At 43.2% G+C, this 24,654-nt stretch carries 24 protein-coding genes; 1 reads left to right on the top strand and 23 read right to left on the bottom strand.

What is annotated here, in order from left to right; translation table 11 throughout:
• Position 1 precedes the first annotated feature (1 nt).
• From fapR to ACTJJD_RS05645, 6 genes are all read right to left on the bottom strand, one after another.
• A complete protein-coding gene (gene fapR, locus ACTJJD_RS05670) occupies positions 2–568 on the bottom strand; it encodes a transcription factor FapR (RefSeq protein WP_008344859.1) in 567 nt (188 codons plus the stop codon).
• 112 nt (positions 569–680) lie between these two features.
• A complete protein-coding gene (gene recG / locus ACTJJD_RS05665; RefSeq protein ID WP_024720343.1) occupies positions 681–2,729 on the bottom strand; it encodes an ATP-dependent DNA helicase RecG in 2,049 nt (682 codons plus the stop codon).
• On the bottom strand, positions 2,707–3,609 hold the full coding sequence (gene sdaAA, locus ACTJJD_RS05660; RefSeq protein ID WP_024720342.1) for an L-serine ammonia-lyase, iron-sulfur-dependent, subunit alpha: 903 nt from the start codon (positions 3,607–3,609) through the stop codon (positions 2,707–2,709). Before sdaAA ends, recG begins: the two co-directional genes overlap by 23 nt.
• Positions 3,610–3,629: 20 nt before the next feature.
• On the bottom strand, positions 3,630–4,292 hold the full coding sequence (sdaAB, locus tag ACTJJD_RS05655; protein WP_008344864.1) for an L-serine ammonia-lyase, iron-sulfur-dependent subunit beta: 663 nt from the start codon (positions 4,290–4,292) through the stop codon (positions 3,630–3,632).
• A gap of 149 nt (positions 4,293–4,441) precedes the next feature.
• Positions 4,442–6,115 carry a DAK2 domain-containing protein gene (locus ACTJJD_RS05650; RefSeq protein WP_025207321.1) on the bottom strand — a complete coding sequence of 558 codons (1,674 nt, stop codon included), beginning with the start codon at positions 6,113–6,115 and terminating at the stop codon, positions 4,442–4,444.
• Positions 6,116–6,130: 15 nt separating this feature from the next.
• Positions 6,131–6,493 (bottom strand): Asp23/Gls24 family envelope stress response protein, encoded by a 363-nt coding sequence (locus ACTJJD_RS05645; RefSeq protein WP_008344871.1) that lies wholly within the window; start codon positions 6,491–6,493, stop codon positions 6,131–6,133.
• A gap of 271 nt (positions 6,494–6,764) precedes the next feature.
• On the opposite strand from ACTJJD_RS05645, the gene rpmB reads away from it, so the two are divergent.
• Positions 6,765–6,953 (top strand): 50S ribosomal protein L28, encoded by a 189-nt coding sequence (rpmB, locus tag ACTJJD_RS05640; protein WP_003212514.1) that lies wholly within the window; start codon positions 6,765–6,767, stop codon positions 6,951–6,953.
• 69 nt (positions 6,954–7,022) lie between these two features.
• On the opposite strand, the gene spoVM is transcribed toward rpmB, so the two are convergent.
• The 17 genes from spoVM to ACTJJD_RS05555 all read right to left on the bottom strand — a co-directional run bounded on the left by spoVM (position 7,023) and on the right by ACTJJD_RS05555 (position 24,593).
• Positions 7,023–7,103 carry a stage V sporulation protein SpoVM gene (spoVM, locus tag ACTJJD_RS05635; RefSeq protein WP_008354550.1) on the bottom strand — a complete coding sequence of 27 codons (81 nt, stop codon included), beginning with the start codon at positions 7,101–7,103 and terminating at the stop codon, positions 7,023–7,025.
• 71 nt (positions 7,104–7,174) lie between these two features.
• Positions 7,175–7,819 (bottom strand): thiamine diphosphokinase, encoded by a 645-nt coding sequence (locus tag ACTJJD_RS05630; protein WP_047947055.1) that lies wholly within the window; start codon positions 7,817–7,819, stop codon positions 7,175–7,177.
• Between the two features lie 59 nt (positions 7,820–7,878).
• Positions 7,879–8,529 carry a ribulose-phosphate 3-epimerase gene (gene rpe / locus ACTJJD_RS05625; protein WP_440608170.1) on the bottom strand — a complete coding sequence of 217 codons (651 nt, stop codon included), beginning with the start codon at positions 8,527–8,529 and terminating at the stop codon, positions 7,879–7,881.
• A gap of 3 nt (positions 8,530–8,532) precedes the next feature.
• Positions 8,533–9,429: a ribosome small subunit-dependent GTPase A gene (gene rsgA / locus ACTJJD_RS05620; protein ID WP_440599965.1), complete on the bottom strand. Its 897-nt coding sequence runs from the start codon at positions 9,427–9,429 to the stop codon at positions 8,533–8,535.
• A gap of 12 nt (positions 9,430–9,441) precedes the next feature.
• Positions 9,442–11,397, bottom strand: a complete 1,956-nt coding sequence (pknB, locus tag ACTJJD_RS05615; RefSeq protein ID WP_076821729.1) for a Stk1 family PASTA domain-containing Ser/Thr kinase — start codon at positions 11,395–11,397, stop codon at positions 9,442–9,444.
• Complete coding sequence (locus ACTJJD_RS05610) at positions 11,391–12,161, bottom strand: Stp1/IreP family PP2C-type Ser/Thr phosphatase (RefSeq protein WP_017359109.1); 771 nt, start codon at positions 12,159–12,161, stop codon at positions 11,391–11,393. The genes pknB and ACTJJD_RS05610 overlap by 7 nt, the downstream gene beginning before the upstream one ends.
• A 3-nt stretch (positions 12,162–12,164) precedes the next feature.
• The gene (gene rlmN, locus ACTJJD_RS05605) at positions 12,165–13,253 is read right to left on the bottom strand and encodes a 23S rRNA (adenine(2503)-C(2))-methyltransferase RlmN (RefSeq protein WP_007499669.1); all 1,089 of its coding nucleotides are present in this window, start codon (positions 13,251–13,253) and stop codon (positions 12,165–12,167) included.
• Between the two features lie 3 nt (positions 13,254–13,256).
• Positions 13,257–14,600: a 16S rRNA (cytosine(967)-C(5))-methyltransferase RsmB gene (gene rsmB / locus ACTJJD_RS05600; protein ID WP_250026530.1), complete on the bottom strand. Its 1,344-nt coding sequence runs from the start codon at positions 14,598–14,600 to the stop codon at positions 13,257–13,259.
• Positions 14,587–15,540 carry a methionyl-tRNA formyltransferase gene (fmt, locus tag ACTJJD_RS05595; RefSeq protein WP_007499673.1) on the bottom strand — a complete coding sequence of 318 codons (954 nt, stop codon included), beginning with the start codon at positions 15,538–15,540 and terminating at the stop codon, positions 14,587–14,589. Before fmt ends, rsmB begins: the two co-directional genes overlap by 14 nt.
• A 5-nt stretch (positions 15,541–15,545) precedes the next feature.
• A complete protein-coding gene (gene def, locus ACTJJD_RS05590) occupies positions 15,546–16,028 on the bottom strand; it encodes a peptide deformylase (RefSeq protein ID WP_017359337.1) in 483 nt (160 codons plus the stop codon).
• 15 nt (positions 16,029–16,043) lie between these two features.
• Positions 16,044–18,452 (bottom strand): primosomal protein N', encoded by a 2,409-nt coding sequence (gene priA, locus ACTJJD_RS05585; RefSeq protein WP_440599968.1) that lies wholly within the window; start codon positions 18,450–18,452, stop codon positions 16,044–16,046.
• Positions 18,449–19,666, bottom strand: a complete 1,218-nt coding sequence (gene coaBC, locus ACTJJD_RS05580; protein WP_326110332.1) for a bifunctional phosphopantothenoylcysteine decarboxylase/phosphopantothenate--cysteine ligase CoaBC — start codon at positions 19,664–19,666, stop codon at positions 18,449–18,451. The genes priA and coaBC overlap by 4 nt, the downstream gene beginning before the upstream one ends.
• Positions 19,667–19,781: 115 nt before the next feature.
• The gene (rpoZ, locus tag ACTJJD_RS05575; RefSeq protein ID WP_008344896.1) at positions 19,782–19,985 is read right to left on the bottom strand and encodes a DNA-directed RNA polymerase subunit omega; all 204 of its coding nucleotides are present in this window, start codon (positions 19,983–19,985) and stop codon (positions 19,782–19,784) included.
• Positions 19,986–19,988: 3 nt separating this feature from the next.
• Positions 19,989–20,603, bottom strand: a complete 615-nt coding sequence (gene gmk / locus ACTJJD_RS05570) for a guanylate kinase (protein WP_007499680.1) — start codon at positions 20,601–20,603, stop codon at positions 19,989–19,991.
• A gap of 9 nt (positions 20,604–20,612) precedes the next feature.
• Entirely contained in the window at positions 20,613–20,882 is a 270-nt protein-coding gene (gene remA, locus ACTJJD_RS05565) for an extracellular matrix/biofilm regulator RemA (protein ID WP_008344898.1), read from the bottom strand.
• Positions 20,883–20,958: 76 nt separating this feature from the next.
• Positions 20,959–21,834: a YicC/YloC family endoribonuclease gene (locus ACTJJD_RS05560; protein WP_017359340.1), complete on the bottom strand. Its 876-nt coding sequence runs from the start codon at positions 21,832–21,834 to the stop codon at positions 20,959–20,961.
• Between the two features lie 83 nt (positions 21,835–21,917).
• Positions 21,918–24,593 (bottom strand): calcium-translocating P-type ATPase, SERCA-type, encoded by a 2,676-nt coding sequence (locus ACTJJD_RS05555; protein WP_007499684.1) that lies wholly within the window; start codon positions 24,591–24,593, stop codon positions 21,918–21,920.
• Positions 24,594–24,654 lie beyond the last annotated feature (61 nt).

Here is a 24,654-nt window from a genome sequence, read left to right as displayed (position 1 = left end):
TTTACTTTTGTTTTGAGCGATACATGACGAAATCGCCTGAGAAGACAACTTCCTCACCTACATAGCTGTTTACTTCAACTACGGTTCTGCCTTTTTCTTTATCATGTGAGGCAACTTTGGCTTTTGAGACGACTCTTTCGCCTTGTTTGACCTGCCTTGTAAACTTAATATTTGCTTTTGCTGTCAAAGCCAGTTCATCGTCGATGACGGCTACTGCCAGCGAATTTGCCTGGGCAAAAAGATGATGTCCCCTGGCAATTTGGTTACGGCTGAATACATGCTCTTTTCTTACTTCAAAAATGGAAATCGCTTGATCATCAAGCTCTACATCAATCATTTCTCCAATGACTTCATCCAGCGGTAGAGACTTCACTTCATCCTCTAATGTCTTTTCGGCCACGTGCTTAATTCGTTCGCGTAATTCAGGGATTGATAGCTCCAAACGGTCAAGACGAACCGTTTGAATGCTTACACCGAACTTACTTGCCAATTCTTCATCAGTAATGAACGGAGTCGAGCTGATCGTTTGCTGGAGAAGCCTTTGTCGTTCTTTTTTATTTAGTTTCATATGCAGACACCATCCGTACATTTATGACTAGGTACTAATAGTAGTATATAATCTCATAGATGATAAATCAATCCTTGTTTCAAAAAGACAAGAAAATTCCTCCAGCACTTGATCAGCTCAATTTATCTCCGCCAAGCACACCGCTGTCTACGAGTGTTTGCCTAAGTTCTTTGTATTCAGGGTCTGTCCAAAAGGCTTCAGACTGCACGAGCTCTGCCGCATCTTTTCTAGCGGTTTCAAGCGCTCTATAGTCATGAACCATGTCTGCCACTTTAAATTCAGGCATTCCGCTTTGTTTTTTGCCAAAGAAGTCGCCAGGGCCTCTTAGTTCTAAGTCCTTTTCAGACAGTTCAAAGCCATCCGTTGTTTCAGACATGATCCGCATGCGCTCTTTACCGGTCTCTGATTTAGGGTCCGCCATTAAAATACAAAAAGATTGATGCTCTCCGCGTCCGACTCGGCCTCTTAACTGATGAAGCTGTGACAGTCCAAAACGGTCCGCATCATAAATGACCATGATGGTCGCATTTGGCACGTTGACTCCAACTTCAACAACTGTCGTTGACACAAGGATTTGCACTTCATTGGAAGTGAAATCTCTCATCACTTGATCTTTTTCATCACTTGCAAGTTTCCCGTGCATTAAGCCGATCGACCATTTTCCGCGATACGCCTCTGTCAGCATGCTGTGAACATCAATCGCATTTTGGACATCCAGTTTGTCTGATTCTTCTATAAGTGGACAAATAATATACGCTTGTCTGCCTTTTCTCAGCTCTTTATCAACAAAAGCAAGAATCCGCTCAAGCATGTCATGCTTCACCCAATACGTTTCAATCTGCTTTCGGCCGGCTGGTAGCTCATCAATGACAGAAACGTCCATTTCTCCAAATACTGTGATGGCAAGCGTTCTTGGAATCGGCGTTGCGGTCATAAACAAAACATCTGGGTCCTGCCCTTTGCTTCGCAGTTTTTTCCGCTGTTCCACGCCGAACCTGTGCTGTTCATCTGTAATAACAAGACCAAGCTGCTGAAATTCCACTTCGTCCTGGATAAGGGCATGCGTGCCGACTAAAATATCAATATCTCCCTCTTTCAGACGTTCAAGCAGTTCTCTGCGGCGCTTTCCTTTCACTGAACTCGTCAAAAGAGCAATATTTAGCCCCCATTTTTCAAATAGCTGATACAGTGAATCGGCATGCTGTTCAGCCAAGATTTCAGTTGGCACCATCAGCGCACCTTGAAAGCCGGATAAATGAGCGGCATAAAGGGCAATTGCCGCTACAGCTGTTTTCCCCGATCCAACATCCCCTTGAAGAAGCCGGTTCATTCGGTACGGGGATGCCATATCTGACATAATTTCATCCAGCACTCTTGATTGTGCTTTTGTCAGTGGGAACGGCAGGCTATGAACAAACTCAAAGACCGCCTCTTTTGAGAACGGATGCTGGATGCCTGATGTTTTTTCTCGTTCTTTTTTTCTGATCGCCTGCATCTTCAGCTGAAAGATGAGAAATTCCTCGTACACGAAGCGTCGTCTTGCTTGCTTGAGCGAGTCTCTCGTTTCAGGGAGATGAATGGTTTTTAGTGCTTCTTGATAAGACATGAGTTTATAAGCAGCTACAAGCTGTTTTGGCAGTGGATCTTCTGCATGATCTACATAGAGTGACAACGCTTGTTTCACAAAACGCCTCATCATTTTCACGGTTACATTTTCTTTGACCGAATAAACAGGTTCTATACTGCCATCTTGTTCGTGTGTTCCTTTTTTAAATTCCTGAACCATCATGGATTGCCGGTTTTTATCCCACTTCCCTGTGACGGATACCGTATCGCCTAAAACAAGACTTCGTTTTAAATAAGGGCGATTGAAGCATATAGCTGTAATCAAAAAACGACCGACAAGCAGCCTGAATGTCAGCCTGCTTCGTTTTTTTCCATAATAGGTGAGAACGGGCTCACTGTGCACTTTTCCTTCAACTGTGACACGTTCGTCATGCCTGACTTCCTCTAAGTTGCGAAGCTCATAGTCGTCATATCGATAAGGAAAGTAGCCGAGTAAATCGGCTACTGTGTAGATTCCAAGTTCATTTAGTGTTTTTTCTGTTTCTTCTCCAATCCCTTTGAGGGCAGAGATCTTATCTTGCAATTTCTGTATCACGAGATGAGGTCACACCTCCGAAAATCTTCTTTTCAAGCTCCCTTGCTGTCGGTGTTGCAGCAAGTCCGCCTTGTGCAGTCTCACGAAGAGCTGTTGGCATCGTTTGACCAATTTTGTACATCGCATCAATGACTTCATCACAAGGGATGCGGCTTGTAATGCCGGCAAGTGCCATATCTGCTGCAATCATCGCATTAGAAGCGCCCATTGCGTTTCGTTTCACACATGGCACTTCCACAAGTCCTGCGACTGGATCGCAAACAAGACCCAGCATGTTTTTTAGGGTGATGGCCATGGCTTCAGCGGATTGCTGCGGCGTACCGCCTGCCATTTCTACAATGGCTGCTGCTGCCATACCTGATGCAGATCCTACTTCTGCCTGACAACCGCCTGCTGCACCAGAGATACTTGCGTTATTGGCGACAACAAAACCAAATGCACCAGATGTAAATAGGAATCTGACCATTTGTTCCTTTGTTGGCTTTAATGTTTCTTTCACCGCAAAGAGCGTTCCTGGCACAACACCTGCTGAGCCAGCTGTAGGCGTTGCACAGATCGTTCCCATTGCTGCATTCACTTCATTTGTTGCCACTGCCTTACTGACAGCATCTAAAATGGTATGACCAGACAATGTTTTGCCTGATGCGATATATGCTTGAAGTTTCACAGCATCCCCGCCTGTTAAACCAGATAATGATTTCACACCTTTCAATCCGTTTTCAACGGCCTGTTCCATCACTTCTAGGTTGCGGTACATCTGCGAGAAAATGTCTTCACGTGACTTCCCTGTCACTTCCATTTCTTGAGTAATCATAATTTCTGAAATGGAGGTATTCCGTTCTTCTGTTAGCTGCACGAGTTCTTTGACGTTTTTAAACATCATACATAACCTCCTTGTTGTTACTCTGCAATTTGTGTGACTTGAATAATGTTTGGCAGCGTCTCAAGCTCTGTTAAAACCGCTGGATCAATATTCTGATCCACTTCAATCGTCATGAGTGCTTCTTGCCCGACCTCTTTACGTGCCACTTCCATATGACCAATGTTGATGGCGAATTTCGCTAACACATTGGCAACTGCTGCAATCGTCCCGTAGCGGTCGTTATGAACCACAAGAATGGCCGGATGATTTCCTGAGAGTCTCAGTTCAAAGCCATTTAATTCTGTGATTTCAATTTTACCTCCGCCAATGGAAATCCCGATTAATTCAAGGCTTCCATTCGCATCTGAAATTTCTACTTTTGCTGTATTTGGATGCGCTGGTACCGCATCTTCTTCTTTAAACTCAATGTCGATTTCTTTGCTTTTTGCAATATCGATCGCTGTTTTAATTCGTTCATCAAATGTATCAAAGTCAAGAACACCGCCGATAATGGCTACATCTGTCCCGTGTCCTTTATACGTATCTTTAAAAGAGCCATAAAACGACACAACAATTCGTTTCGGTTCCCTTCCGAACAAGCTGCGAGCCACTCTTCCAATACGAGCCGCACCCGCCGTGTGCGAACTTGATGGACCAATCATGACGGGTCCAATAATATCAAACACACTTCTAAATTTCATAGGTCTTCCCCTCTCATCACCAATCACAGATTGGTTTGTTACTCCCTTTAGACTAATGGATTCATTCGATTCCCGCAACTCATTTCACCGATGAACACATAGTAAAAAAATGCAAAAGAAGAAGAAGGGCTTCATGTGCCCTTCTTTCTTTATTCAACAGCCAAAATATATGAATAAAGCGGCTGTTTTCCATCGTGGACTTCAACTTCTACATCTTCAAATGTGTCTTCAATATATGCTTCTAAAGCTTCCATCTCATCAGATGATGCATCTTCCCCTTTGATGATTGTGACAATCTCATCATCTTCTGTCACCATTTGGGTCAAAAGCTCTTTTGCTGCATCTAATTGATTTTTAGCTGTTAAGGTGATTTTTCCATTGTATAGGCCCATATAGTCGCCTTTGGCAATGTCGATCCCATCAATTTGGGTATCTCTCACTGCAAAGGTAATTTGGCCGCTTTTCACATGATCAATCGCTTCTAACATCGCTGCTTCATTGTCTTCATTTGAAGCTGCTTCATTGAGAGAAAGAAGTGCCGACATTCCTTGAGGAACGGTCTTTGTCGGAATAACAACGACCTCACGACTTGAGACAGTTGCCGCCTGTTTAGCTGCCATGACAATATTAGAATTATTAGGTAAGATAAAGACGGTTTCGGCATGAATGCTATCAATTGCTTTGACAATGTCTTCTGTGCTCGGATTCATCGTCTGTCCGCCTTCAATGACGACGGATGCTCCGATACTTTTAAACAAGTCAGCAATCCCTTCTCCCATTGCGACACTCACTACTCCAAAACGCTGTTTTTCAGCAGCTGTTGCTTTTGGTGCAGCAGGCGAGTGATCTTTTTCTTCATTGACGATCGAGCTATGCTGCTCTCTCATGTTTTCAATTTTCATATTAATTAAGCTGCCGTAGCGCTGTGCATATGATAAGACATCTCCTGGCTGCTCTGCATGAATATGAACTTTTGCAAGCGTATCATCAGATACCACAAGAAGTGAATCTCCGAATTCGCTTAATTCTTCTCTGAAGGCATTTTCGTCAAAGGACTGTTTGTCTTCTTCGAATTTCACCATAAATTCTGTACAATAGCCAAATTCAATATCTTCTGTGTTCATATGGCTTTGTGCACTTTTATGATGCTCTGCACTCACTAATTCTTTTAATGTTGGCAAAGAGGCCGTTTTAGGAGGGAGCTCTTCTCCTCTTAATGAAGCAAGAAAACCTTCATATACACAAAGAAGCCCTTTACCGCCGCTATCTACAACGCCGACTTCTTTTAAAACAGGAAGGAGATCTGGTGTGCGGTCTAGTGATGCTCTTGCTTCCTCAATCGTTAATTCAAGCACACGATCGATTTGGTCTTCTGTTGCTGAAACAGCAACCGCTTTCTTTGCTGCGTCTTTTGCAACCGTTAAGATGGTTCCTTCAATCGGTTTCATGACGGCTTTATATGCTGTATCAACACCGGCCTGCAAGGCAAGCGCAAATTCTTTTGCGTCAATTGTTTCTTTTTGTTCTATATTTTTGCTGAAACCTCTGAAGAGCTGAGACAGGATCACACCTGAGTTTCCTCTTGCCCCCATTAACAGCCCTTTCGACAGAGCCACCCCGACCTTACCAATGTGATCGGTATTTGTTTCTTCAACTGCTTTTGCCCCTGAAGTCATTGACAAATTCATATTTGTCCCCGTGTCTCCGTCTGGCACTGGAAAAACATTTAACGCATCAACAATTTGTGCGTTTTGAGAAAGATGGTGAGCACCTGCAAGAATCATTTTTGCAAATGAGCGGCCACCCAGATTTCTAATAGACAATATATTTCCTCCTTACTACGGGTTCGTAACTTTTACTCCTTGTACATAAATGTTGACTGAGTCAACTGAAAGTCCAATCGTGTGATGAATCGTATATTTGACTTTCGTTTGAACATTATGTGCGACTTCTGATATTTTTGTACCGTAGCTGACGATGATGTACATATCAATATGAATGCGATCTTCTTTTTGACGCACAAGAACACCCCGGCTGAAGTTCTCTTTGCGGAGAATATCCGTCAAGCCGTCCTTTATTTGATTTTTGGACGCCATGCCAACAATACCATAGCAATCGATCGCAGCGCCTCCTGCCACCATTGCAATGACTTCATTTGATATATCAATTTGTCCGTATTTCGTTCTAAGTTCAATGGACACATTGGTTCCCCCTTTTTGAGAAATTGCCCTGAGTTATCACTATTTTACTATAAGACCCTTCTTTTTAAAAGAAATCATTCAATCCGACCCAATCCTACTTATACTATAGCCTTGATTTTTTATCAAGATGTCAAGGTATTTTTCTTGAAAGAGGAGTAAACAATCCTTGCAAACCCCTTGAAGCTGTGGTAAATTATTAAAGTATCTTGAGGCATCTCTAAGTACGTATATGAAGAATATGATGATGTTTTCGCAGTTAGGAGGGAAACAAATGGCACGTAAATGCGTTATTACAGGCAGAAAAACAAAAGCTGGGAACAACCGTTCTCACGCAATGAACTCTACAAAACGTACATGGGGCGCGAACCTTCAAAAAGTTCGTATTCTAGTGGACGGTAAGCCTAAAAGAGTATATGTATCAGCTCGAGCTTTGAAATCTGGTAAAGTTGAGCGTGTATAAGCAAGAGTAAACGCCTGCTACATTTAACTGTAGCAGGCGTTTTTATGTGGAAATAAAGGAGATTACTCATTAATCTTTCTTAAATGAACCAAGCATCGCACGGACAATGCCGCCAAGAAATCTAGGCAGTTTGATTGTATAAAATTTCATTTTGTCCCCCTCCTAAAAGTACCGCTTGCAGCACAATTGAGCTTAATCAGCCATCCACATTGATAGGTTGGTCAATCTTTGCTTCTTACCATTATTAATATGCCTTCATGAAAAGAAAAAGTACCATTTGAGTGGATGAGTTCGTTACTAATACATAGTGTGGAACCAGGCTCAATATGACAATTTTTCAGAGGATATTTGAAACCTTTTAATGTCAGCTTTTCAACCGATGTACCGAAGGGCAAAAACGACACATATTTTTTATCCGAGTCTTGTTTGATTTCGTATGTACCAGGTCCAAACATTTGAATGATATTTTGTTTATCTACAAGGGTCATGCTCTGTTTGTGCTGAATGCCTTTGTAAAGGAGATGGATATTCCCAAGAAAATGATCTGCTCTTCCGCCTGTGATGCCGTAAATTTGAATATGTGCTGGATTCTGACGCAAAGACCAGTTCAGCGCAAGTTCTAAATCCGTTTCATCTTTCTCTGCCTGAAATAAATTGAGTGCAGGCAATTTCTTTTTCAGTTCATGAAGCTCTTCTTCTGTCACACTATCAAAATCACCAAATGCTCTGTCAGGTACAATGCCGTGCTCTAGTAAGAAAAGGGTTCCCCGATCTACGCCGACCCAGAGAATGTCCTCCTCAGATGCTTCATGATCAAGCGGCGGGATGTACGCAAAAGGACCGCCGGCTACGATATGTATGTGCATGATTACGCTCCTCTCCATTGAAAAAGAACCAAAGATCACAATGACTTTGGTTCTTTTTCTTATACTTCTCGAATGGCCTGAATGGCCGCCGCGCGGTCATCTTTCCCATATACCGCTGAGCCGGCAACAAGTAGATTAGCGCCTGCCTCTTTGCAGCTCTTTGCTGTCTCTACATTGACACCGCCATCTATTTCAATGAGTAAATCAGTTAAGCCTTTTTGTTCACTAAGTGTCTTTACTTCTTTTACCTTTGAGAGAACAGAAGGAATAAACGCCTGTCCGCCAAAACCAGGGTTCACCGTCATGAATAAGACTAGGTCAACATCCTCTAATACATGCGCGATTTGAGAAACGGGTGTGTGCGGGTTCAAAACGACCCCTGCTTTGACACCTTGTTCTTTTATATGCTGAATCGTGCGATGTAAGTGTGGACACGCCTCGACATGAACAGAAATAATATCAGCGCCCGCTTTTGCAAATGCAGGGATATACTGGTCTGGCTGCTCAATCATTAAGTGAACATCGAGCGGCAGCTTTGTATGCGGCCTGATCGCCTCCACTACATTTGGTCCAAATGTCATATTCGGTACAAAATGACCGTCCATCACATCAATATGAATATAATCCGCACCACCTTGTTCCACATCACGGATATCTTTCTCCAGATTGGCAAAATCGGCTGATAAAATGGATGGGGCAATATAAACCATGATTTAGTACCTCGGCTTTCTATCTTTAATTTCAGTTAAAAACTCTAAATAATGCTGATAGCGATACTCTCTGATGCGATCGTGTTCTACTGCCTCTTTTACCGCACATCCAGGTTCTTTTACGTGCAAACAGCCTCTAAATTTACATTCTGCACTCTTCTCTCTGATTTCTAAGAAATAGAGCCCTAAATCTTCCACTTCGATGCCTGTAAATTCAAGTGAGCTAAATCCTGGTGTATCAGCAATGAGCCCTTCAGCCGTTCGAATGAGTTCCACATGTCTTGTTGTATGTTTCCCCCTGCCAAGATGGGAGGAAATATCATTTGTTTTCAGTGCTAAATCAGGACTCATCGCATTTAAGAGCGAAGACTTCCCTACACCTGATTGACCTGCAAATACAGTAATTTTGTGATGGAAATGCGGGGTCAGTTTTTCAATTCCATCCCCTTCGATCGTCGATGTTAAATGAACGTCGTATCCAATTTGGCGATAGTCTTCTGCATAGGCTTGAATCGTTTCTCGCTCTTGGTCTGTTTTCAGCAAGTCCATTTTTGTGATGCAGATAATCGGTTCAATCTGGCTCTCTTCAACAAGCACTAGGAATCTGTCTAAAAGCGATGTACTAAAAGTCGGCTCTGCTGCTGAGAAAACGAGCACCGCTTGATCAACGTTGCTAATAGGCGGCCGAATCAGCTCATTTGTCCGCTCTTTTACTTCCAGCAAATAGCCTTCCTTATCGTTATCTGCTTGATAGACGACATAATCTCCAACAAGAGGGGTTATTTTGTTTTTACGAAAAATCCCTCTCGCTCTACACTGAATTACTTTGCCACTTTCTAGAGACTCATCTAGCACATAATAAAATCCGCTTAATGCTTTAATAATTTTGCCCTCAGGCATAAAGTCCCTCCTTTATTCATCATCAGGGTATTCAATCGTTTTGGAGCTCACTACTTTATCATCCACTGTCACCTGATAGTATCCTTTTTGACCAGGTTCTATCTTAAATTTAATCGTTCGCTCAGTGGGCGCAGTGATTTTAAAGGTTTCATATAAATCAGAAATGCTATGTTCTGCGTCATCAATAGATATTTGAACATTCATTTCTTGTCCTTCTGTTTCTGGTTCATACGGGATCGCAATCTTTTCAGTCACCGTTTTGGCCGGTTTCTCTTTTGGTCCAAGAGAGAACGTAATTTTAACCGTATCACCAGGTTTAACAGCTGTCCCCGCTCCCGGTTCCTGCTTCATGACCTCACCTTTCGGCACATCGTCAGAATATGCTTCTTTTTCATCTAGCTTTAGTCCATTATCCTCTAGATAATTTGATGCGGCCTGTTTACTATACGTCGTTAAATCCCGTAAGGTAATATCGGCAGGGCCTATACTGACGGTCAATGTGACTTCTTCATCTGCTGCGACAAGTTCTGTATTCGCGGAAGGTTTCTGTTCCATGACAATGCCTGATTCTGTGTCATTATCATTCACTTCCTCTACAACAACCTGTTTAAACCCTTTTTTCTCTAATCGTTCTTTTGCTTTCTCGACCTTTTCACCTGTTACATCAGGTAATTCGGTTTTTTCTTTACCTGTACTTTGATAAAGTTGAATTTCTGTCCCTTCTTTTACCTTAGTTCCGATTTTCGGGTCTGTTTTGACAACCAGCCCTTTTTCAATCTTCTCGTCGGCAATATCAATGGGGTCAGAAGCGACGGTAAATCCGGCTTTCTTCAAGGTGTCTTCCGCTTTTTCAACCGTCATGCCAGAAACATCGGTCACCTCTACATCCTTTGGAAAGAGTAATCCTGGGAATACCGTGATCGCTAAAATGGTCGCAGCCGTCAAAACAAATAAGATCGATGCTACAATCCACGGCCATTTTTTCCGTTTTTTCTTCGGCTTTTGTTTCTCTTTTTTCTTTGGTTTTTGAACCGGGTGGACGGCTGTTTTTTCATTGTCTTGATCGACTTGATGATCTTTTATAATAGGAATGGCTTTTGTTGCTTCATGATCTTCTTCAATGACAAAGCGCTTTTCTTTTAGTCTTGCAGGGTCAAAAGCCGTTTTTAAGTCTTTTTGCATTTCAGATGCATCTTCGTATCGATAGAATGGATCTTTGGCCATCGCTTTTAAAATGATGTTCTCCACGCTTTGTGGTACAGAAGGATTCCACCTTCTCACAGATGGCGGCTCTGATTGCAAATGCTTCAGTGCGACACTGACAGCGGATTCTCCTTCAAATGGCATGCGTCCTGAAATCAGCTCATAAAGAACAATACCAAGTGAATAAATGTCTGACTTTTTCGTTGCAAGACCGCCGCGCGCTTGCTCTGGGGACAAATAATGCACGGAGCCAAGAACAGAATTCGTATGGGTAATGGTCGCTGAGCTAAGCGCCATGGCAATGCCAAAATCAGTGACTTTGATATTCCCCAAGTTGTCTATTAATATATTGTGAGGCTTAATGTCTCGATGGACGAGCTGTTTCGCATGGGCTTCTTCCATCGCCGCAACGACTTGCTCCATAATGCGAACGGCTTCTTTTGGATGAAGCGGTCCATTGGCGTGTATGTATTCCTTCAGCGTCATCCCTTCGACATATTCCATGACAATATAATAAATGTCATCTTCTTCCCCTACATCGTAGATACTGACAATATTCGGATGATCTAAGCTGGCTGCTGATTGCGCTTCTCTCCGGAACCGTCTAATAAAATCATCATCGCTTGCAAAGTCAAACCGTAAAATTTTAATCGCCACTTCGCGATCTAAAATCATATCCTCCGCCAAATAAACGTTGGCCATTCCGCCTCCGCCTATGGCGCGAAGAATTTGATAACGGCCGCTGATCCTTTTTCCGATCAACACTTGCTGTCACCCTCCTCTGTTTGGGAGGAGATTTCTAACAGTACTGCTGTAATGTTATCTTCACCGCCGTTGTCATTCGCTGTTTGAACTAACTCTGTTACTTTTTCATCTGGTGCGGTTGTTTTCGATAAAATCTGAATCAAATGCTCTTCTTCTACTTTATTCGATAACCCGTCTGAGCAAAGCAAAATTTGATCTCCTGGATCCACTTCAAAAGTTCGTGCATCAATTTGAACGTGTTTATCCGTTCCTAACGCTTTGGTCAGCACATTTTTTCTTGGATGATATTCTGCATCCGCTTTTGAAATTTCTCCTGTTTTCACTAACTCATTCACTAGTGAGTGATCATCTGTTAATTGGGTTAGCGCGCCTTCTCTTAGCAAATAGCAGCGGCTGTCACCAATATGGGCTATTGTGACCGTTTGCAAATGAACGAGCGCACAAACGATGGTCGTCCCCATTCCTTGGCACTCCTCATTGTTTTTCGCATGTTCGTATACTTGGTCATTAATGTCGCTAATTTTTGAGATTAACCAATTTTCTTGATCGGCTGGTTTATTTGGAATTGAAGATGTTTCCTGCCAGTATTCTTTTAAAGAAGAAACTGCCATCTTGCTGGCTACATCACCAGCAAGATGACCTCCCATTCCATCTGCTACAACAGCTAGAAGTGTGTCTTCTTTTGCTTCAAAAATACCTGCATCATCTTCATTATGCTGACGGACTTTTCCTGTATCGGTTTGAAAGGCTGCCCTTATCAACATTCGTCACCTCGTCTCTTCCTGACGCTCCTTCGCTCTTAGCTGACCGCAAGCAGCATCAATATCATGGCCTTGCTCTCGTCTAATCGTTACGTTTACGCCTCGTTCTTTCAGCGTTTTTTCAAATAGGAAGATTTGTTCTCTTGGTGTTCTCACGTAATCTCTTTCTGGTACATAGTTCACCGGGATGAGGTTTACATGGCATTTGATTCCTTTTAATAAATCAGCAAGTTCTTCTGCATGATGGACTTGATCATTGACTCCGCCAAACAGACCGTATTCAAAGCTCACGCGTCTGCCTGTTTTTTGAATGTAGTATTCAATAGCTTCCATTAATTTTGGCAGCTTGTATGCCTTATTGATCGGCATGAGGCGGCTTCGAATGTCAGTATTTGGTGCGTGCAGGGAGACAGCAAAGTTGATTTGCATTTGCTCATCAGCAAATTGATAAATCTTTGGAATGATCCCGCTCGTCGAAACGGTAATATGACGTGCTCCAATATTTAAGCCGTTATCATGGTTAATGATTTTAAGGAATGCAAGCATTTCATCAAAGTTATCAAACGGTTCGCCAATTCCCATGATGACAACTGAGCTGACGCGTTCATCTGTTTCATCAAGCGCCTGTTGTACTTTCAATACTTGGGCCACAATTTCTCCCGCCTCAAGGTTACGTTTCAAACCGCCAAGTGTAGATGCACAGAATGTACAACCAATCCGGCAGCCAACCTGTGTTGTGACGCAGACAGAGTTGCCGTATTCGTGGCGCATTAGTACGGTTTCAATGGTATAGCCATCGTGTAATTCAAATAAAAACTTAATCGTTCCATCTTGAGAAGTTTGTTTGATCACTGTTTTTAAAGTCGTGATGGCGAATTGATCTTTTAATTTTTCTCTTAATTCCTTTGATAGGTTAGACATTTCATCAAAGGATGTGACGCGTTTTTCATAAAGCCACTCAAAAATTTGTGTTGCACGGAAAGGCTTTTCGCCTTGTTCCTTTAACCAGTCTTTGATTTCATTTAGCTCAAACGAGTAGATCGACGGCATGTCTGTTTTCAGTTCTTTTCTTACTTTTTGTTTTTGTTCTGTCATTTTTTATCCCTTCTTTCTCATGCTGCAAATAAAGAAACCATCTGTTCCGAAATAATGAGGAAGAATTTGTACACTTCCGTTTTGAACAAACGGAGCAACCTGCTCAGGCAGCCGTTCATTAAGAGATAGATCGGGTTCGAAGTCTTGGTGTTCTTGTAAAAACGCATGAATCACTTGTTGATTTTCTGTTGGATCCATTGTACATGTACTGTATACAAGGGTTCCGCCTGGCTTTAGCAGCTGGGCTGTTTCATGCAAGATCGATTGCTGAATTGTCGCAAGTCTTGCTGAGTCTTCCGAGGACTTTGTATATTTCATATCTGGTTTTCGTCTGATGACGCCAAAACCTGAACATGGTGCATCAATGAGAATACGGTCAAACGAAGCATCATCATAATGGTCGGATGCTTTTCTTGCATCAAGCGCTTTTGCCTCAATATGCGTTAAGTTTAGACGCTTTGCTGCCTGTTTGATCAGTTTTACTTTGTGCTCATGTAAATCAAGAGACACAATCTTACCCTCATCGTTCATTCGCTCTGCGATATGTGTTGATTTACCACCAGGAGCGGCACAGGCATCAAGCACCATTTCTCCCGGCTGAGGATCCAGCGCTCTTGCGACAAGCATGGAGCTTTCATCTTGAATCGTGACAAAGCCCTCTTGAAAGAAAGGAGTAGATACGATAGATCCTTTCATGAGTTTGAGTGCATCCTCAGATAGGTCGCCGAGCTCTGTCTCAATTCCTGCATCCATGAGTTCTTGCTGCAGTGCAGTGCGGTTTTTTTTCATTTGATTGACACGCAATGTCTGCTTTGGCGGGACTAAATGAATACGGCACATGCTTTCTGCTGCTTCAAAACCGTACGCCTCCACCCATTCTTGTACGAGCCATAATGGATGGCTTGTCTCAACCGAGAGCCTTTTTACCGGATCTTTGATCGCATCAAATGATGGCACGCCTTCTCTTTGCACAGAACGAAGAACGCCGTTGACTAGTGAAGAAATGCCTTTATGTCCGCGCTTTTTCGTTAGCTCCACTGCTTCATGGATGGCTGCACGATCTGGAATTTTTTCAAGGTAAACCATCTGATAAAGAGACATCCGCAAAAGCTGCATCACCCATGGAGCCACTTTTTGCGGTTTTTTCACAAAGGGTGTGAGCATATAATCAAGTGCCAGCTTGTTTTGCAGTGTACCGTATACAAGTTCTGTTAATAGCGGTTTGTCTTGATCGGAAAGTTCTTTCTCTTTCATCACTGACTGCAAAAGCAAGTTACTGTAGGCTTGATTTTGTTCGAGTTTGATTAAAGCGTCCAGCGCTATTTCTCTCACATTACTTTTCTTCATTGATTAACCCTAATTTCTGTCCAATTTCGATATTTGCGCCTCTTAAGAAGTCTTCACCGCTCATTTTTTTCTTTCCAGCGGGCTGTACACTCGTTAATAAAAGGCCTTGCTGATTTCCTGTTCCAACGACTGGTCCTTCTTTTTGAAGCTCAATCACTTTCCCAGGTTCTTCTGGTGCTTGAAGCGGAACTTTTTTCGCTTCCCATACTTTTAAGTTAGCACCGCTCCATTCAGTATAGGCAACTGGCCATGGATTTAAGCCGCGAACTTGGTTGTAAAGCTCTTCTCCTGGCTTGGTCCAGTCTAATCTTTCCTGCTCCCGCTTAATATTTGGTGCATACGTTGCTGCCTCTTCATTTTGCGGAATTGGCGAGATAGACCTGCTTAACACATTTGGAACTGTGTCTTTTAATAAGGCCGCACCAGCCACACTTAATTTATCATGCAGTGTTCCGACGTTGTCTAATTCATCAATTTCTACTTCTACTTTGCTAATCATGTCACCTGCATCAAGCTTTTCTACCATATACATGATCGTCACGCCTGTTTTCTTTTTGCCTTGCAGGATCGCATAATGGATCGGTGCACCGCCTCTTAATTCTGGCAGCAGTGAGGCATGAACGTTGATACAGCCAAATTCAGGTTCATCAAGTAATCTTTTTGGCAAAATTTGTCCGAACGCTGCTGTTACGATCAAATCTGGCTTTAAGGCAAGCACTTTATCAATTTCTTCATCAAGACGTACCTTTTCAGGCTGTAAAACTGGAATGCTGTGTTTTAAGGCTTCTACTTTTACAGGAGGCGGCGTCAGTACTCGTTTTCTGCCTTTCGGGCGATCTGGCTGTGTGACGACCCCGACAACTTCATATCCTTCTGTGATAAGTGTTTGCAGCACAGGTACTGAGAAATCAGGGGTTCCCATAAATACGATACGTGCCATTTTCTTCACCCTTCCATTTCCGCAAGTTCTTTTTCTGTATAGGTTTGAATGATTTTCGACGTGAATAATACACCGTCTAAGTGATCAATTTCATGCAATAAAGCTCTTGCTAAAAATCCTTCTGCTTCTATTGTAAATGGTTTGCCTTTCTTATCAAAGGCTTTCACCTTCACATAATTTGGTCTTTCAACCGTTCCGTACAAAGATGGAAAGCTCAGGCAGCCTTCAATGTCTGTCTGGCTCCCTTCCACTTCAAGAATCTCAGGATTAACTAAGTCAATCCTCCCAGAATCTTCTCCGATATCGACCACGGCGATTCTTTTTGAGATGCCGATTTGTGGTGCGGCTAGGCCGACTCCATCTAGTTCAAGCATTGTATCATACATATCATCCAGCAGTTTTTTCAGTTTTTTATCGAATGTATCAACAAGCTCTGTTTGTTGTTCAAGCACGTCTGCAGGATGTAAGACTATCGGTTTGATTGCCACGAAAAGACCTCCGTTTTACATCATCATATATGGATTCATATCGATTGATATCATCAACTGTTTTTGTTCCATTTCTTTTTGATAATGATCTTGTATTTTTCGTAATAAACTTGCCAGTTCATTTTCCCTTTTGTATTTTATCACGCATTGATATCGATATCTATCTTTGATCTTAGCGATCGGAGAAGCAGCAGGACCGAGAATCCTTGTATTCGGTGCACAATTCATTTTCAAGAACTGAACAATTTTGTCTGTGACATGCGCTGCCTTCGTCACTTCTTCATGTGATACAGTCACCATCGCCAAAAAATAAAATGGCGGATAGGACTGATGACGACGGTGCAACATCTCTTGCTCATAAAAGGCTTCATAATCATGCTGTTTGGTTAATTCAATACTATAATGCGAAGGTGTATATGATTGAATAATGACTGACCCCGCTTTTTCATGACGTCCCGCACGTCCGCTTACTTGCGTGAGAAGCTGAAACGTTTTTTCACTTGAACGAAAATCAGGGATGTGAAGAGACGTATCCGCACTAAGGACACCGACAAGTGTAACATCTGGGAAGTCTAAGCCTTTTGCAATCATTTGCGTCCCAAGCAGTATATCCGCTTCTTTGTTGCCAAAGGACGTGAGAAGCTTTTCGTGCGCGCCTTTCCGAGAGGTTGTATCTACATCCATTCGGATGACCCTTGCTTCTGGCAATACCTTCGTCAGCTCTTCTTCCACACGCTGCGTGCCTGTACCAAAATAGCGAATATGCTCACTATGGCATTCTGGGCATTCTGCAGGTACAGGAGCTTCGTGACCGCAGTAATGGCACTTCAGCCGTTTTTGAAAGCGGTGATAAGTGAGAGAAATCTCACAATGTGGACATTGTTCCACATATCCGCAATCACGGCACATCACAAAGGATGAATAGCCTCTTTTATTGAGAAATAAAACCGCCTGCTCTTTCCTTTCAAGTACTTCTTTTAACCTGAGCATTAATTCTTCTGAGAACATGGAGCGGTTGCCGTTTCTTAATTCTTCTCTCATATCAATTAACGAAACGTGCGGCAGCTGCTGCTGATTGACGCGCCGTTTGAGCGTCAGCAGTGTATACACACCCTTTTTCGCACGCGCATATGACTCAAGTGAAGGCGTTGCACTGCCCAATACAACCGGACATTGGTGCCGCCCTGCTCGTTCAATGGCCACATCTTTCGCATGATACCGAGGCATTTCTTCTTGTTTATATGACGATTCGTGTTCTTCATCTATAATGATCATTCCTAGATTTTCAAACGGGGCGAAAACAGCCGATCTTGCGCCAACGACAAGCTTGACTTCCTTGCGGTGGATTTTCCGCCATTCATCGTATTTTTCCCCAGTCGATAAGCCGCTATGAAGAACAGCCACATTGGACCCGAAGCGCTCTTTAAAACGCTGGACCATTTGAGGCGTTAATGAAATTTCAGGAACTAGGACGATCGCTTCTTTTCCCTTTTGGAGGACATGATCAATCGTCTGTAAATAAATTTCGGTTTTACCGCTTCCTGTGACTCCGTGCAGTAAAAACGTTTCATGTTTGTCATCGCTCACTGCTTGATGAATGGGTTTTGCCGCTTCTGCTTGCTCTGCTGTGAGATCAAGAGGAGTAGACGGTGTAAACTCCCTATCCCGATAAGGATCTCGATAAATCTCTTCATAGCTTTCTGTTAACAGACCTTCTTGAATCAAGGCTTTTATCGTTTGAGAACTAGCACCTGTTTGTTGCTGCAAATCTTTTGCTAAAAACGTCGTTTCATTCGCTTGAAATAAAAAGGTAAGCAGCGCCTTCTGTTTCACCGCATTTTTCTTTAACTGTTCCTGCTTTTCTTCAAGTTTTTCTTTCGTAACTGCTATCTGAAGTGTCCGCACCTTTTTCTTTCCGGATTTTTGTGAGACGTGATATCTGACTTCTAGATGGCCTTTTTGGACATGCTTTTGAATAGGCTTCAGCTGTTCAGGCGGAATGTCAGCGTAAAGGATGCTCTCTTGCTGACCGAAAAGCTCTTTCAATGACTGCGGAAGTTCCTCAGCTGATAACACCTGAATTTCTTTTTCATATTTGGCTTTCATCGCTGCTGGGAGCATCGATTGAAGCGCCGTAATATGATAGGACAATGTTTTTTCCGTCAGCCAGTGGGAAAGCTCCAATAGCTCATCTGTCAGAACAGGAGATAAATCAAATAAATCGACAATGTCCTTGATGTTTCCTGACTGTACGTCTGTTTCTTCTTTGATTTTTGTCACAAACCCTTGAATCTTCCTTGGGCCAAAAGGAACCACTACCCTCATACCAGCCTTGACAAGGCCTTTAAAGCGGTCTGGCACACGATAGTCAAATGGCCTGTCAATGGATTTCGTTGTGACATCGACGATCACTTCAGCAATCATGCTCGATCACGCTCTTTTGGCAGCAGCTGCTTTGCCTCCTGTAAGATTTCAAAGGCAAGGTCTTTTTTGCTCATCATTGGCAGCTCTTTTTTTGTTCCGTCTGCTTTGATCAATGCTGCGACATTTGTATCTGTGCCAAAGCCTGCGCCCTCTGCTGCAACATTGTTCGCGACAATCATATCTAAATGCTTGGATTCGATTTTCTTTTTCGCATAATATTCTACATCCTGCGTCTCAGCTGCAAAGCCGACTAGCACCTGATGTTCTTTTCTTTTCCCAAGCTCTTTTAAAATATCTTTCGTCCGCTTAAATTCAACCGCTAGTTCACCGTCTTGTTTTTTCATTTTATGAGAATACGTCGTGACAGGCGTATAATCGGCAACGGCTGCTGATTTAATCACTATATCTGCTTTCTCGTACACCTCTAACGCTGCTTGATACATCTCCTCAGCCGATTCCACTTGCACCACATCCACATGCTCAGGCGCAGTTAACGAAACAGGTCCTGAAATAAGCGTAACATCGGCGCCCATTTGCTCGGCAGCTTCTGCAATGGCATAGCCCATTTTCCCAGAAGATCGATTTGAAAGAAAACGAACAGGGTCGATCACTTCTCGTGTAGGGCCAGCTGTGACCACGACTTTTTTACCTGAAAGCGGCAAGCTGGTTGGCTCATCAAAAAACGCACGGATGTGTTCAACAATTTTTTCAGGCTCCTCTAAGCGTCCTTTTCCAATGTAGCCGCATGCTAAATAGCCTTCACTTGGCTCTATAAACCGGTAGCCGTCTTCATATAAAGTGCGGATGTTCCGCTTGACAGCTGGATGGTCATACATGTGCACATTCATAGCCGGTGCAACCCATACAGGAGCTGTTGAAGCAAGCAAAGTCGTTGTGAGCATATCATCAGCAAGTCCTGCGGCCATTTTACCAATGGTATGTGCTGTTGCAGGGGCAACAAGAATGAGATCGGCCCAGTCAGCTACATCAATATGCGCAATGACTTTTGGATTGTTTTCTTTAAATGTATCCACATACACCTCATGCCGAGATAGGGCTTGGAAGGTGAGCGGAGACACAAACTCACGGGCAGATTCTGTCATAATCACTCTTACATTTGCGCCTGCCTGTACGAGTTTACTAGTGAGTGCAGCTGCTTTATATACGGCGATTCCTCCGCTGACGCCGAGTAAAATATTCTTTGACTGTAACATTTGTTTGTCCCCCTTAACGGCCTTTTTCACAAATTCGTCTACAATTCAAAAAAGTCAAAACCAATCATAGTTTTGACTTTTTTGAACGTATCGTATCTGCATAGCAGAAGCGATGTTATTCTTGCTCTTCTTTTTCAAATGTCAAAAGACCAGCATCGATTTCTTCAAGAGCTTTCCCTACAAATTTATAGGATTTTGTGTTTTCGATTTGTTGATCTTGATGGATTTGCATTTCACGTGCACGGCGTGCAGACACTGTGACAAGTGTATATTTTGAGTCAAGTTTGTTCATCAATGAGTCAATTGAAGGATCTAACATGGTTTATTCTACCCCCAGCATTTTTTTATATCTTGGTGCGACTCTGTCTCTTCGCAGGTGCTCTGCAAGGACGATCGCTTTAATTCTTTCACATGCAAGCTCGACATCGTCGTTTTCAACGACATAGTCATAAGCATCCATCATTTCAATTTCTTCTTTTGCAGCAGCCATTCGGTTACGGATGAGATCCTCAGATTCTGTCCCGCGTGTAATAATGCGGTTTTGAAGTTCTGAAAGACTTGGCGGTGCAAGGAAAATAAAGAGACCTTCCGGGAATGCTTCTCTTACTTGAAGTGCACCTTGCACTTCGATTTCAAGGAAAACATCTTTTCCTTCGCTCAATGTTTGTTCTACATAGTCAACAGGCGTGCCGTAGTAATTCCCGACATACTCTGCCCATTCTAACAGCTTTTTGTTTTCAATCATATGTTCAAATTCTTCCCTGGTTTTAAAGAAATAATCAACACCATTTCTTTCACCTTCACGCGGTTTGCGGGTTGTCACAGAAATAGAGTATTCAAATTTCGTATCTTCCTGGGAGAAAATGGCTTGTCTGACCGTTCCTTTTCCAACTCCCGAAGGTCCAGAGAGAACGATTAAAAGTCCTCTTTCTTTCATAATGGCGTATTACCCCTGCCCTTCATCTATGATTTCTTCTTTTACAGAAAGTCTTTGCGCGACAGTCTCAGGCTGAACGGCAGATAAGATGACATGGTCACTGTCCATAATGACAACAGCACGGGTTCTTCTTCCGTATGTCGCATCAATGAGCATGCCTCGATCTCTTGCGTCTTGTATCATTCGTTTAATCGGTGCTGATTCCGGACTGACGATCGAAATCATCCGATTCGCTGAAATGATGTTTCCAAATCCGATATTGATCAACTTTATGGTCATCTTCTTTCGTCCCCCTGTAATATAAACGTCTCTAGTCTCGCCGAAAGAGACGCACTGTAAACAGCATACACAATGACTATTCTATATTTTGCACTTGTTCTTTTATTTTTTCAATAGCGCTTTTCATTTCAACCACCAGCTTTGTTAAATGGTGATGGTTTGCTTTAGATCCAATCGTGTTCACTTCACGGTTGAGCTCCTGTACAAGAAAGTCAAGCTTTCGTCCGGCAGCGCCGCCTTGCGTCAAAATTTGCTGGAACTGCTGAAAATGACTTTTCAGCCTGGTAATCTCTTCTGTAATGTCACAGCGATCCGCAAAGATGGCCGCCTCTGTGATCAGCCTGCTCTCTTCAAGCGCCTCTCCGATCCATTCTTGCAATCTTTGATTCAATCGTTCTTTGTACTGACTCACAACCTCTGGTGCAAACACTTTGATTTCTTCTGTAAATGCCTCGAGTTCAGACAGCCTGAGTTCACAGTCTTTTTGAAGTGATGTTCCCTCCTGCTCTCTCATAAAGCAAAGCTCCTTGACAGCTTCTTCACAAGTGTCTATCAGCAAATGCTCCAGCTGCTCATTACGGCTGACTGACTCTTCCACCTGAACAGCCTGTTCCAGCTTCAGTAAGTCATGTGCATGCTGAATACCTGAAATATGATAGCGGTCCTCAAGGTCTTTTGCGGCTTTCATATATTCATCAAGCAGCGGCCAGTCAATCTGTAAAGACCGGCTTGCAAGTTTACCGCCTTCAATCGTAACAAACAGCTCAATTCGACCGCGCTGCACGTGACGAAGAATGATTTTTTTTAATGTATCTTCGAAATATAAAAGCGGCCTCGGCAAACGGGCATGAACCTCTTTAAAACGGTGATTGACCGATTTTAGCTCAACTGACACTGTCAGTTCACCATCCGTTTTACTCGCTTGGCCGAATCCCGTCATACTGCGTATCATGTGAAAACACCCAATTCTTTCATATTAATAAAATGAAAAAGGTAATAGCAGACACTATTACCTCAAAATTATACCATAACCAATTATTTTTTTCTTGTCAAAAGTGATCCTGCCAGTAAAAAAGTTGGCAATGCAGACATACCGATGATCAGAAGCCAATCGACTGGTGCGACTGCCACCGTTTTGAAAATCGGCTGAAGCGGCGGATAATAAATGACCACAAGCATCAGCAGAAGGGAAGACACAACGGCGCCGATCAAGTACATATTCCCGAATGGATTGCGTTCAAAAATAGACCGTTCACTGCGGCAGTCAAACACATGAATGAGCTGCGCCAAAACGAGTGTGCTGAATGCAACCGTCTGCGCATATTGAAGATTGTTCGGATCACGGTGATACACAAACATAAAGGCTAACAAAGTGGCAATCCCGATCAGAAACCCTCTTGATATGACCTTCCAACCAAGCCCTCTTGCAAAAATCCCCTCTTTCATGTTCCGCGGCTTTCTCTTCATGACATCGCCTTCTGGTTTATCCATTCCAAGTGCCATAGCCGGCAAGCCGTCTGTGACAAGGTTTACCCACAAAATTTGAATTGGAACGAGAGGCAATGGAAGCGCAAGAAGCATCGCAAACAGCATGACCAAAATCTCTCCCACATTCGATGCCAGCAAATAGCGGACAAATTTGCGAATGTTTTCATAAATATTCCGGCCCTCTTTAATAGCGGATTTAATGGTCGCAAAGTTGTCATCAAGCAAAATAAGAGAAGAAGCTTCTTTGGCAACGTCTGTTCCGGTAATCCCCATGGATATGCCGATATCCGCCTGTTTAATCGCTGGCGCATCATTCACCCCATCACCTGTCATCGCGACAATATGGCCATTTTTTTGATAGGCCTTCACAATTCTCAGTTTATGCTCAGGTGATACACGGGCAAAGACGTACACATCTTCTGCTGTTTGCTCCAGCTCTTTGTCGCTTAGCTGATCCAGAGCTTTTCCATCAAGCACCTTTCCTTGCTTCGGTAAGAGACTTAAATCTTTAGCGATCGCTTTAGCCGTTTCTACGTGATCGCCTGTAATCATCACTGTTTTAATGCCAGCATCCCGGCATTCTTTAATCGCTCGTCTCACTTCAGGACGAGGTGGATCAATCATGCCCTCTAGACCGATAAATGTGAGGCCAGTTTCTGCCTGCTGAACAGAGGTGATTTTTTCTGTCAGGCTTACTTTTTTATATGCAATCGCAATGGTTCTAAGCGCTTGTCTTGCTAAACCTTGAATGGCAGCTTCTGTTTCTTGCCGGTGGGCCTTTGAAAATGATGCGGTGCGTCCGCCGTGCATCATATGACTTGAACGGTTCATCAGCACATCTGGCGCCCCTTTGGCAATGACATACCGCTCCTTCTGATTCGTTTCCACGACGACTGACATCATTTTTCTTTCAGAGTCAAAAGGGAATTCCTCCACCACACGAAATCCCGCTTCGATGAATTGCTCTGTAAAACCCGCTTTACGCGCAGCGGTTAGAAGTGCTCCTTCTGTCGGATCGCCATCAAGTCTCATCTCACCGTCTTTTTCAACAATGGTCGATGTATTACAAAGTGCTCCGTATAATAGCACCTTTTGCAGGCTTGGATGTTTGTCTACATGGACAAGTTCTCCGTTTAAGGTAAAATCACCTGACGGCTCGTACCCAGTGCCAGAAATATTCCACGTTTTCCCCTCTGCCCATACATGTGTCACTGTCATTTTATTTTGTGTCATTGTGCCTGTTTTATCTGAGCAAATAATCGAGGCGCAGCCGAGTGTTTCCACAGCCGGCAGCTTTCTGACAATGGATTTTTGTTTAATCATCCGCTGCACACCTAGGGAAAGTGCGACAGTGACGATCGCCGGCAGTCCTTCTGGAATCGCAGCAACAGCGAGAGATACACCCGCTAAGAACATATGATACAAATCATGACCTTGCACCACACCAAGAACAACCACAAGAACAGTTAAAAATAATGCAGCAACAATTAAAATTTTCCCCAGCTGCTCAAGGCGTCTTTGCAGCGGTGTTTCCATATTACCTGCTGAATCCAGCATACCGGCAATTTGTCCCATCGCCGTATTCATCCCTGTACCAATGACAACCCCTACACCGCTTCCTCTTGTGACAAGCGTCCCCATAAAGGCCATGTTCGTCAAATCTCCAAGCGAGACATGATCTCGCGAGAGCGGACTCGCATGTTTGACCGCTGGGATGGACTCTCCAGTGAGGGCAGATTCTTCGATTTCCAAACTCTTTGTTTCTAGTAATCTGATATCTGCGCCAATTCGATCCCCACTTGAAAACTTCACAATATCTCCCGGCACGAGGTGCTTGGACGGGATCTTGACCCATTCATTGTTTCTCCTTGCATAGACATGCGGCGTTGATAATTCCTTTAGTGCTTGGAGGGACTTTTCCGCACGGCGTTCCTGATAAAAGCCAAGCACACCATTTATCAGCACAATCGCCACAATCGCCACAGCATCAATGTATTCACCTAAAAAGGCAGAAATAATCGTTGCCGCAAGCAGGATTAACACCATAAAGTCTTTAAATTGTGCTAAAAAAATAACGAACGCCGATGCCTTTTTCCCTTCCTGCAATTCATTTGGCCCATGCTTTTCAAGCCGCTTTTGCACATCTTTTTCTGACAGTCCGTCACCTATCGATGTATTCATTGTTTTTAATAAATCGGTTTGGTTCAGTTCATGCCAATTCATTTGACCTCGTCCACTCCTCTTTTGTTCTCTCTCTTATGCAGTGTTCTATAAGCCAGTTTAT

It is taken from the genome of Bacillus sp. 22446, assembly GCF_052044955.1.
Taxonomy (GTDB): Bacteria; Bacillota; Bacilli; order Bacillales; family Bacillaceae; genus Bacillus; species Bacillus altitudinis.
Note: the sequence above shows the minus strand (reverse complement) of the source record. Positions and strands in the feature narration are given on the sequence as shown.

Excerpts from the sequence above, each read along its gene's own strand:
- gmk (WP_007499680.1), bottom strand. The coding sequence starts at position 20,603 with ATGAAAGAAAGAGGACTTTTAATCGTTCTCTCTGGACCTTCGGGAGTT.
- rpmB (WP_003212514.1), top strand. The coding sequence starts at position 6,765 with ATGGCACGTAAATGCGTTATTACAGGCAGAAAAACAAAAGCTGGGAAC.
- ACTJJD_RS05555 (WP_007499684.1), bottom strand. The coding sequence starts at position 24,593 with ATGAATTGGCATGAACTGAACCAAACCGATTTATTAAAAACAATGAAT.
- ACTJJD_RS05560 (WP_017359340.1), bottom strand. The coding sequence starts at position 21,834 with ATGATACGCAGTATGACGGGATTCGGCCAAGCGAGTAAAACGGATGGT.
- rsgA (WP_440599965.1), bottom strand. The coding sequence starts at position 9,429 with ATGCCTGAGGGCAAAATTATTAAAGCATTAAGCGGATTTTATTATGTG.
- fapR (WP_008344859.1), bottom strand. The coding sequence starts at position 568 with ATGAAACTAAATAAAAAAGAACGACAAAGGCTTCTCCAGCAAACGATC.
- rpe (WP_440608170.1), bottom strand. The coding sequence starts at position 8,529 with ATGGTTTATATTGCCCCATCCATTTTATCAGCCGATTTTGCCAATCTG.
- coaBC (WP_326110332.1), bottom strand. The coding sequence starts at position 19,666 with ATGTTACAGTCAAAGAATATTTTACTCGGCGTCAGCGGAGGAATCGCC.
- rlmN (WP_007499669.1), bottom strand. The coding sequence starts at position 13,253 with ATGACAGAACAAAAACAAAAAGTAAGAAAAGAACTGAAAACAGACATG.
- fmt (WP_007499673.1), bottom strand. The coding sequence starts at position 15,540 with ATGGCACGTATCGTATTTATGGGAACCCCTGATTTCTCAGTACCTGTG.
- sdaAB (WP_008344864.1), bottom strand. The coding sequence starts at position 4,292 with ATGAAATTTAGAAGTGTGTTTGATATTATTGGACCCGTCATGATTGGT.
- remA (WP_008344898.1), bottom strand. The coding sequence starts at position 20,882 with ATGACCATAAAGTTGATCAATATCGGATTTGGAAACATCATTTCAGCG.
- ACTJJD_RS05630 (WP_047947055.1), bottom strand. The coding sequence starts at position 7,819 with ATGCACATACATATCGTAGCCGGCGGTCCTTTTGCGTACATCCCGCCG.
- rpoZ (WP_008344896.1), bottom strand. The coding sequence starts at position 19,985 with ATGTTAGATCCTTCAATTGACTCATTGATGAACAAACTTGACTCAAAA.
- spoVM (WP_008354550.1), bottom strand. The coding sequence starts at position 7,103 with ATGAAATTTTATACAATCAAACTGCCTAGATTTCTTGGCGGCATTGTC.
- sdaAA (WP_024720342.1), bottom strand. The coding sequence starts at position 3,609 with ATGTTTAAAAACGTCAAAGAACTCGTGCAGCTAACAGAAGAACGGAAT.
- ACTJJD_RS05610 (WP_017359109.1), bottom strand. The coding sequence starts at position 12,161 with ATGTTGATAAGGGCAGCCTTTCAAACCGATACAGGAAAAGTCCGTCAG.
- priA (WP_440599968.1), bottom strand. The coding sequence starts at position 18,452 with ATGATTGCTGAAGTGATCGTCGATGTCACAACGAAATCCATTGACAGG.
- rsmB (WP_250026530.1), bottom strand. The coding sequence starts at position 14,600 with ATGAAGAAAAGTAATGTGAGAGAAATAGCGCTGGACGCTTTAATCAAA.